9 protein-coding genes are annotated in these 8552 nt (G+C 72.9%); 2 read left to right on the forward strand and 7 right to left on the reverse strand.

Features of this window, described 5'->3' with window-relative positions; translation table 11 throughout:
- Positions 1-50 precede the first annotated feature (50 nt).
- From Ate02nite_RS47785 to Ate02nite_RS47800, 4 genes are read right to left on the reverse strand one after another with little or no spacing between them, the layout of a single operon-like run.
- Complete coding sequence (locus Ate02nite_RS47785; protein ID WP_203814654.1) at positions 51-938, reverse strand: NAD kinase; 888 nt, start codon at positions 936-938, stop codon at positions 51-53.
- Positions 939-1793 carry a TlyA family RNA methyltransferase gene (locus Ate02nite_RS47790; protein ID WP_203814655.1) on the reverse strand — a complete coding sequence of 285 codons (855 nt, stop codon included), beginning with the start codon at positions 1791-1793 and terminating at the stop codon, positions 939-941.
- Complete coding sequence (locus Ate02nite_RS47795) at positions 1793-2080, reverse strand: hypothetical protein (protein WP_203814677.1); 288 nt, start codon at positions 2078-2080, stop codon at positions 1793-1795. The genes Ate02nite_RS47790 and Ate02nite_RS47795 overlap by 1 nt, the downstream gene beginning before the upstream one ends.
- Position 2081: 1 nt before the next feature.
- The gene (locus tag Ate02nite_RS47800; protein WP_239148238.1) at positions 2082-2915 is read right to left on the reverse strand and encodes a phasin family protein; all 834 of its coding nucleotides are present in this window, start codon (positions 2913-2915) and stop codon (positions 2082-2084) included.
- Positions 2916-3031: 116 nt separating this feature from the next.
- Between Ate02nite_RS47800 and Ate02nite_RS47805 the strand changes: the two genes are divergently transcribed.
- Positions 3032-3367, forward strand: a complete 336-nt coding sequence (locus Ate02nite_RS47805) for an SCP2 sterol-binding domain-containing protein (protein ID WP_203814656.1) — start codon at positions 3032-3034, stop codon at positions 3365-3367.
- On the opposite strand, the gene Ate02nite_RS47810 is transcribed toward Ate02nite_RS47805, so the two are convergent.
- The 3 genes from Ate02nite_RS47810 to Ate02nite_RS47820 all read right to left on the reverse strand — a co-directional run bounded on the left by Ate02nite_RS47810 (position 3364) and on the right by Ate02nite_RS47820 (position 6649).
- Positions 3364-4572 (reverse strand): methyl-accepting chemotaxis protein, encoded by a 1209-nt coding sequence (locus Ate02nite_RS47810; RefSeq protein ID WP_239148239.1) that lies wholly within the window; start codon positions 4570-4572, stop codon positions 3364-3366. The two genes, Ate02nite_RS47805 and Ate02nite_RS47810, sit on opposite strands and share 4 nt — an antisense overlap.
- Before the next feature lie 137 nt (positions 4573-4709).
- Positions 4710-5702, reverse strand: coding sequence for an HAD-IIA family hydrolase (locus Ate02nite_RS47815; RefSeq protein ID WP_203814658.1), 993 nt, complete (start codon positions 5700-5702; stop codon positions 4710-4712).
- Positions 5699-6649: a Replicase polyprotein 1ab gene (locus Ate02nite_RS47820; protein ID WP_239148244.1), complete on the reverse strand. Its 951-nt coding sequence runs from the start codon at positions 6647-6649 to the stop codon at positions 5699-5701. Before Ate02nite_RS47820 ends, Ate02nite_RS47815 begins: the two co-directional genes overlap by 4 nt.
- Here Ate02nite_RS47820 and Ate02nite_RS49700 point away from each other — a divergent pair.
- A partial coding sequence (locus Ate02nite_RS49700) for a hypothetical protein (protein WP_203814678.1) occupies positions 6599-8552 on the forward strand: 1954 nt, incomplete at its 3' end. The genes Ate02nite_RS47820 and Ate02nite_RS49700 overlap by 51 nt on opposite strands.

The following is an 8552-nucleotide window of genomic DNA, read 5'->3' on the forward strand; positions in this document are numbered from 1 at the left end:
CCGTGAACTGAGCTCACCCGCGGCGGAAAACCCCAGAATAAAACCGTTGATTAGCGTCGATTGCCACGCCAACCTTCGACCGGAAGAGCGAACTTGGCCACCAGCACGTCGGTGAACGGCTTGGGGGCGAGCCGGACCAGGCGCACCGGGAGCTGCCCGCGCTCCACCGTGACCTTCGCGCCGGGCGGCAGGTCCCAGGTGCGGCGCCCGTCGCAGCAGAGCACCGCGAACGATGTGTACGGGTCGACGGTCAGCACGAACGACGACGTCGGCGCGGTCACCAGCGGCTTGGAGAACAGGGCGTGCGCACTGATCGGCACCAGCAGCAGGGCTTCCACCTCGGGCCACACCACCGGGCCGCCGGCCGAGAACGCGTAGGCCGTCGACCCGGTCGGGGTCGCGCACACCACGCCGTCACAGCCGTACCGCGCGAGGGGCCGGCCGTCCACGTCGACGAGCAGCTCGAGCATCTGCGCCCGCTGCCCCTTCTCGACGCTGACCTCGTTGAGTGCCCACGAATCGGCGATGAGCCGCCCGTCGTACTCGGCGCGGACGTCCAGGGTGAGCCGTTCGTCCACCTTGTACGTTCCCTTGACGATCTCCTGCACGGCCTGGTCGATGTCGGCGACCTCGGCCTCGGCCAGGAAGCCGACGTGGCCCAGGTTGATGCCGAGCAGCGGCGCCTTCACCGGCCGGGCCAGCTCGGCCGCCCGCAGCAGCGTGCCGTCACCGCCCAGGGCCAGCACGATCTCGACGCCCTCGGCCGCGGCCAGGCCGCTGACCGGGGTGACCTCGGGCGGCAGGTCGAGGTCGGCGACCTCCTCGGCGACCACCCGCACCTCGAACCCCGCGCTCAGCAGGTCGCGCACCACCGTTTCGGCGTGCTGCAGGCTCTGCCGCCGACCGGTGTGAGTAACCAGCAAGGCCGAGCGCATCATTCAATCTCCCTCTGGAGCGGCCGGGGCAGGCTCGGCAGAAACTACCTCCCCGGACGGCCCCGCCGCGACCACTCGGTCGATCTCCGCACGATCGGCGGGCGGTGCGTCCCGGCGGAACCAGACGAAGAACTCGACGTTGCCGCTCGGCCCGGGCAGCGGCGACGCGGTCACCCCGGCGACGCCCAGCCCCAGCTCGGCGGCCACCTCGGCGACATCCGCCACGGCCTCGGCCCGCAACCGCCAGTCGCGCACCACGCCACCCGTGCCGACCCGTTCCTTACCCACTTCGAACTGCGGTTTCACCATCAGCGCGAGGTCGCCGTCACCGGCTGTGCAGGCGGCCAGGGCCGGCAGCACCAGCCGCAGCGAGATGAACGAGAGATCCGCCACAGTGAGCCCGACCGGGCCCCCGATCACGTCCGGCGTCAGGGTGCGCACGTTGGTGCGCTCCATCACGACGACCCGATCGTCGGTGCGGATCGGCCAGGCCAGCTGGCCGTAGCCGACGTCCACCGCGACCACCTGGCTCGCGCCGGCGCGCAGCAGCACGTCGGTGAAGCCGCCGGTGGACGCGCCCGCGTCCAGGCAGCGCCGGCCGGTGACGGCCAGCCCTTTCGGCCCGAACGCGGCGAGCGCGCCGGCCAGCTTGTGGCCGCCCCGGGACACGTACTCGGTGGCCGGGTCCTCGCCGGTGACCAGCACCGGGTCGGCCGGGTCGATCATGGCGGCCACCTTGCGGGCGACCGTTCCGCGCACCTGCACCCGGCCGGCCTCCACCAGGGTGGCGGCCTGTTCCCGGGAGCGGGCCAGTTTGCGACGCACCAGTTCGGCGTCGAGTCGAGCGCGCCGGGCCATCAGCCCTCGATGCTCGACAGGGTTTCCTGCAGCACCTGGTGCGCGGCCTCGTAGGCGGCGATCTGCTCACCGGGCGCCAGTTGGGCGGCGTTGGCGAGCGAGCGCAGCACGGCATCCACCGCCGGGTGCCCGGTCTCCTCGACGATCCGCGGAGCGCTCTCGGCGTACGGCTGCGGGTTGGGCTGTTGGGTGTTGATCTGTTGGGTGTTGACCTGGGGGCCGGGCCGGAAACCGCCGGGCATCGGCCCGGGGCGCGGCCCCGGCTGCGGCGAGTGCGGGAAGGTCAACTCAGGCCTCCGGGTTGGTCGGCGCGGCCTTGTCGGCCGCCTTCTTCGCGGGCGCCCGCTTGGCCGGCGCATTGCTCGCGGCCGCGGTCTTCTTCGCGGGCGCACTCTTCGCGGGCGCCTTCTTCGCGGCGACGGTCTTCTTCGCCGGCACAGCCGCCGCGTCCGCGGGCGCGAGGCCGAAAGCCGCCACCGCGTCAGCGGCCGGCGTCGGGAGCTCGACCGCTTCCGCGGCCGCCTTGACCTCGGCGACCGGCGACTCGGCCAGTCCGGGCGCCTTTTTTACGGCTTTCTTGGCGACGGCCTTCTTCGCCACCTTCTTGACCGGGATGGACGCCGGCGTGGTGGGCACCGCCTCCGGCTTCACCGCGGCGACGTTCACCGCCGGGGTGGCCGGCTTCGTGCCGGCCGACGGCATCGCGTTCGGGGTGGCCTTGACGGCCTTCTTCGCCACCGTCTTCTTCGCCACCTTGCGCGGCAGCGGCGCCGGCCTGTCCAGCCGGGTGCCTTCCGGCTCGGCCGCGCCGTTCGCCTTGGCCTGCGCCGCGCGGAGTTCCTTCTCCAGGTCGCGGACCCGGGTGGTCAGCTCGGTGACCTCCTCGGCGGTGGCCAGGCCGACGACGCCGAGGGCCTTGTCCACCTCGTAGCGCACGATGTTGGTCAGCGCCTCGCGGTTGGCCATGCCGGTCGACATCAGGTCCTCGACCAGGCCCTGCAGCTGCGTCGCCGTGGCGCCACCGCGGTTGACCAGGTCGCCCACCGCTTTCTGGGCGCGCTTACGGGGTGCTTCGGTCAGTCCGAGCGCCATCTCCAGATACGCTCGCCATGCGTCCGGCATGATTCCGGTCCTCTCCGTGTCGCCCGTGCGTCGGGTGCCACGCTACCGGGCGGTTCGCACACCGTCGTGCGGTACGGTGCCCTACGGCGGGCGGTGTCGCGAGGAAAGGTAGTTCGATGGCCACGGTGGACGAATGCCGGCAGGCACTGCACGACCTCGCCGCCCGGCTCGAACGCAACGCCGAGACGCGCGGCAAACTCGATCTCGACCGCACCCTCGCGGCCCGGGTCACCGACCTCGAAGTGGCGTTCCACGCCCGGCTCAAGGACGGTCTGCTGATCGACATCGCCGACGGCGACGACCCCAAGGCGAAGATCGCACTGGTGGCCGCGAGCGACGAGCTGATCGCGCTGATCGGCGGCAAGCTCGACGTGACGAGGGCGATCGCGGCCCGCCAGATCTCCGTCAAGGCCAACCCGTTCGACCTGCTCAAGCTGCGGAAATTGCTCTAACGCGACGCCGCGAGCCGGTCCAGGCCGGCCAGCACCTGGTCGGCGGCCTGGGTGGCCTCGCTCAGTTGCTCGGTGACCTCGGTCAGCACCCGGGCCTGCTCCTCCACCGACTCGGCGATGGTGATCTGCCCCTGGTGGATGTCGCCGACCGCGTCCGAGGTGGTCGCGAACGTCTGCGCCACGTCGTCGGTCTCGGCCACGATCGCGGTGATCACTTGGTTGACCCGCTCCACCGAGGTGGCGGTCTCCCGGGCCAGGTCCTTGACCTCGCTCGCCACCACCGCGAAGCCCTTGCCGATCTCGCCGGCCCGGGCCGCCTCGATGGTGGCGTTGAGCGCGAGCAGGTTGGTCTGGTCGGCGAGCGACGCGATCAGCGCGTTCACGTCGGCGATCTCGCTGACCGAGCGTTCCAGCGCGCGCACCTTGTTGCCGGCCGACCGGGCCGAGTCCATCCCGCTCGCCGCGGTGCCGGCCGCCTGCCCGGAACGCTCGGCGATGTCGCGCACCGACGCGGTCAGCTCGCCGAGCTTGCGGTCGACGGCCGCCACGGCCCGGATCGCGGCGTGCGCCTCGGCGCTGATCGCCTGCACGTCGGCGGTGATCCGGCGGGTCGTCTCGGCCGCGTCGTCGGAACGCTGCCTCAGGTCGGCATCTGCCTGCTCGCGGGCGATCAACTCGGCCTGCTCGGTGGCCCGGCGGGCCTCGCCGGCCTGCGCGGCGAGCACCTCGTTCTCCTGTTCGGCCTGCTCGGCGAAGTGCCAGAAGATCACGATGCCGGTGACCTCGATGGCGGCCAGCCCGGCGTGCAACGCGACCTGCCCGAGAGCCGCGGCGGTGGACATGTGGTGCATGCCGAACACCCGCTCCGGGTTGATCAGGCCCAGCACCCCGTGATGCACCACGACTATGAGCACCGACGCGATCAGCGGCGCCCACTGCTGATAGAGCGCCACGAAGATCAGAATCGCGTAGAGGTGGATGTGCGTCGACATGGCCCCGCCGGACAGCTCGATCGCCACGAACGTGCAGGCGATCAACCCGACCCCGGTCAGCGTGGACTTGGCGCCCATGCTCGGCAGCATCCGGCTGCCCCCGGCGATGGCCGCGATGGCCAGCGGCAGCAGGATCGCCTCCGCGGTCGACCGCGGCCCCAGCACGCCGAGCAGCAGAAACACCGGCACGTGCAGCCAGAGCAGCCCCGACACGATCCGATGGCGGGCGGCCCACGAGGCTTCGGATAGCCGCGCGCCACGCGGCAGGTTAGCGAAAGCGCCCGGCATACCCCCGATCATCGGTGGTTACGCCGGGCGCTTAGGCCAAGTCCGGAAAATCGCCCCGGGGCCTAAAGGCCCCAGTTCTTGAAGAGGTCGGTCGCGGCCGGTGAATCCGCCGTCAGGTCCTTCAGCGGTACGCCGTCCCAGACGGTCCCGCACAGCAGACGCAGCGCCGTCACCGGGTCACCTTCACCCGACAGCGCGGCACCGGCCAAGCGCCAACCGCCGGCCTCCTCGGCCCGCAGCGGCAGCCGGGCCTCGTCGGCCGGCCGGAACAACCCGCTCAGGTCGGCCGACACGAAGGTCGGCCGGCGCTCCGGCGGGGCGGCCAGGAGCTCGGCCGGACCGCTCACACCGGTGAGAACCAGCAGGCTGTCCATGCCGGCGCCGACCGCGCCCTGGATGTCGGTGTCGAGCCGGTCGCCGACCGCGAGCGGCCGTTCCGAGTTCGACAGCGACGCCGCCGTGGTGAACAGGCCCGGCTCCGGCTTCCCGACCACCAGGTCGGGTTCCCGGTCCAGCGCCGTGCGCAGCACCGCGACCAGCGAGCCGTTGCCCGGCAGCGGGCCACGCGGGCTGGGCAGCGTGCGGTCGGTGTTGGTGGCCACCCAGGTGGCCCCGGCCCGCACCGACAGCGCCGCCTCGGCCAGGATCTGCCAGCCGACCTCGGGCCCGTACCCCTGCACGACCGCGACCGGCTGGTCCTCGAACGTGCTGACCGGGGTCAGGCCGACCTCGCGCACCTCGGCCCGCAGGGCCTCGGCCCCGACGACGAGCACCGGCGACCCGGCCGGGAACCGCTGGGCGAGAACCGCCGCGGCGGCGCCGGCCGAGTTGAGTACCTCGTCCGGCTGCGCCGGGACACCCATGCCGGTCAGCAGGGCGGCCACGTCGGCGGCCCGGCGAGAGGCGTTGTTCGTCGCGTACGCCACCGGGGTGCCGTCCGCGCGCAGCCGCTCGACCGCCTCGGCCGCGCCCGGAATCGGCTTGTCGATGAGGTAGACGACCCCGTCCAGGTCAAAGATGACCAGGTCGTAGCCGCTCGCCAGGTCGTCGCTCACTCCTGGGGCCGCTTTCCGCCCTCGGCGACGAACTCGTCGCCTTCGGCCTTCTCGTCGGCCTTCTCGTCGTCCGCGTCGCTCTTCTTGGCCGCGGGCTCGTCCTTCTTGGCCGCGGGCTCGTCCTCGAGCTCCTCGTCCTCGTCCTCGTCGGCGTCGTCGTCAGCGTCGTCTTCGTCGTCGAGCTCGTCGTCCTCGAGGTCGTCGTCGTCCTCGTCCTCGTCGGCGGGCAGCCCGGCGGCGCGGTCGGTCGGCTCGTCCTCGTCGTCCTCGAGCTCTTCGTCTTCGTCGTCTTCGTCGTCGTCGTCGAGCTCGTCGTCCTGGTCACGGACCGCATCGGCGTCGGTCTCGGCCGTCTCGGCGTCGTCCTCGTCCTCGTCGTCGTCACCCTCGATGGTGATGCCGTCGAGCTCGAGCAGCCGCTCGGTGGCATCGGTGAGCTGGTCCTCGTCGACCGCGGCGGTCCGCGAGAACCACTCCCGAGCCTCGTCGCGACGACCGGCGGCGAGCAGCGCGTCGGCGTACGCGTAGCGCAGTCGCGCCGCCCAGTCGGCGTCCTCGTCGGCGGTCAGCTCACGGACCTGCAGCATCGCCACGGCCGCGTCGTGCTGACCGAGGTCGCCACGCGCACCGGCCGCCACGATCAGCAGCTCGATCGCGCCCGCCTTGTCGAGGTTCTTCGGGTCGGCACCCCGGTAGAGGTCGATGGCCCGCTCCGGGCGACCCAGCGCCCGCTCGCTGTCGGCGATCTCGGCCAGGTGCGTCTGCCGTCCGGTCATCCGGTGGTACGTGCGCAGCTCGGCGATCGCCATCGTCCAGTCGCCGGCGGCGTACGCGGCCAGGCCGACCGCCTCGCGCACCACGGCGATCCGGGACGCGAGCCGCCGCGCCGCGATGGCGTGCTGAAGCGCCAGCTCGGAGTCCTCGTCGATGATCTGACCGGCCGCCACGAGGTGCCGGGCGACGCTGTCGGCAACCTCCCGGGCAAGCGACAGCAGCTCGGCACGCACCTCCTGGTCGAGGTCGGTGGCGACGATCTCCTCGGGGATCTCCGGCGCCTTGAACGAAATCTGCTGCTCGTCGCCGGCCGGCGCCTGCTCGGTGCGTGCGTCCTCGCGGAAGTCGCGGTCCCGGTCACTGCGGAAGCTGCTGCGTTCCTGGTCACCGCCGCGGAAGCCGCCACGGTCCTGGTCGCTGCGGAAGCCCGGACGGTCCGACTGCGGACGGTCGTTCGACGGCCGATCGGTCGACGGCCGGTCGCGGTCGCCACCACGGAAGCCGCCCCGGTCGCCCTGCGGACGGTCCCGGAAGCCACCCCGGTCGCGGTCGCCACCACGGAATCCACCGCGGTCGCCGCCACCCTGGTAACCGGGACGGTCGCCCTGGGGCCGGTCGCCGCCGCGGAAGCCGCCGCGGTCGCCCGACGGGCGGTCGCCACCACGGTAACCGCCGCGGTCGCCCTGCGGCCGGTCGCCCTGGGGCCGGTCGCCGCCACGGTAGCCACCGCGGTCGCCCTGGAAGCTGCTGCGCGGGCCGCTCTGGTCGCGGTCGCCGCCACGGAACCCGCCGCGGTCGCCGCCACCCTGGTAGCCGGGCCGGTCGCCCTGCGGACGGTAACCACCGCGGTCGCCCTGGGGACGGTCGCCACCGCGGTAACCACCGCGGTCGCCACCACCCTGGTAACCCGGACGGTCACCCTGGGGCCGGTCGCCTCCGCGGAAGCCGCCGCGGTCGCCCTGCGGACGGTCACCCTGCGGACGGTAGCCGCCGCGGTCGCCCTGGGGACGGTCACCACCGCGGTAGCCGCCGCTCTGCGGGCGGTCGCCACCACGGGATCCACCACGGTCGCCACCACCCTGATAGCCCGGACGGTCGCCCTGCGGACGGTAGCCGCCACGGTCACCCTGCGGCCGGTCGCCACCGCGGTAACCACCACGGTCGCCACCACCCTGGTAACCGGGACGGTCGCCCTGGGGGCGGTCACGGAACCCGCCGCGGTCGCCCTGCGGACGGTCGCCCTGCGGACGGTAGCCGCCACGGTCACCCTGGGGACGGTCGCCACCGCGGTAACCACCGCGGTCGCCACCACCCTGGTAACCCGGCCGGTCGCCCTGGGGCCGGTCGCCTCCGCGGAAGCCGCCGCGGTCGCCCTGCGGACGGTCGCCGCCACGGTAACCACCACGGTCGCCGCCGCTCTGGGGGCGGTCGCCACCACGGAATCCACCGCGGTCGCCGCCACCCTGATAGCCGGGACGGTCACCCTGGGGCCGGTCCCCTCCGCGGAAGCCGCCGCGGTCGCCCTGCGGACGGTCGACACCGCGGTAACCACCACGGTCGCCGCCGCTCTGGGGACGGTCGCCACCACGGAATCCACCACGGTCGCCACCACCCTGATAGCCCGGACGGTCGCCCTGCGGGCGGTAACCACCACGGTCACCCTGCGGACGGTCGCCGCCGCGGTAGCCGCCTCGGTCACCGCCGCCCTGGTAGCCGCCACGGTCGCCCTGGGGGCGGTCGCCACCGCGGTAACCACCGCGGTCACCCTGCGGACGGTCACCTCCCCGGTAGCCGCCCCGGTCGCCCTGCGGGCGGTCTCGGTAGCCGCCGCGATCGCCGGAGGACCGACCACCACGGGAGGACGAGTCTCCGTCCCTGCTTCGGCCGGCGCCGCGCTCGTCATCGCGGTCGCGGGAGCCGCCGTCTTGCGGTCCAGTACTCACGGATCAATCCTTCCGGTTCGGCGGCCCAGACACAGGGCTTCGCCTCGACACTCAAAGTTACCCAGGGCAGGGCCATATACAAAAACGCAGAAACGCAAACGAGGGCCGACCCCTACCGGGGTGGCCCTCGTCT

Origin of the sequence: Paractinoplanes tereljensis (assembly GCF_016862435.1) — a bacterium.
Classification (GTDB): Bacteria; Actinomycetota; Actinomycetes; order Mycobacteriales; family Micromonosporaceae; genus Actinoplanes; species Actinoplanes tereljensis.

Bases quoted from the DNA above. Each gene is read 5' to 3' on its own strand.
- Ate02nite_RS47805 (WP_203814656.1), top strand. From the start codon at position 3,032: ATGGCCACGGTGGACGAATGCCGGCAGGCACTGCACGACCTCGCCGCC.
- Ate02nite_RS47785 (WP_203814654.1), bottom strand. From the start codon at position 938: ATGATGCGCTCGGCCTTGCTGGTTACTCACACCGGTCGGCGGCAGAGC.
- Ate02nite_RS47790 (WP_203814655.1), bottom strand. From the start codon at position 1,793: ATGGCCCGGCGCGCTCGACTCGACGCCGAACTGGTGCGTCGCAAACTG.
- Ate02nite_RS47800 (WP_239148238.1), bottom strand. From the start codon at position 2,915: ATGCCGGACGCATGGCGAGCGTATCTGGAGATGGCGCTCGGACTGACC.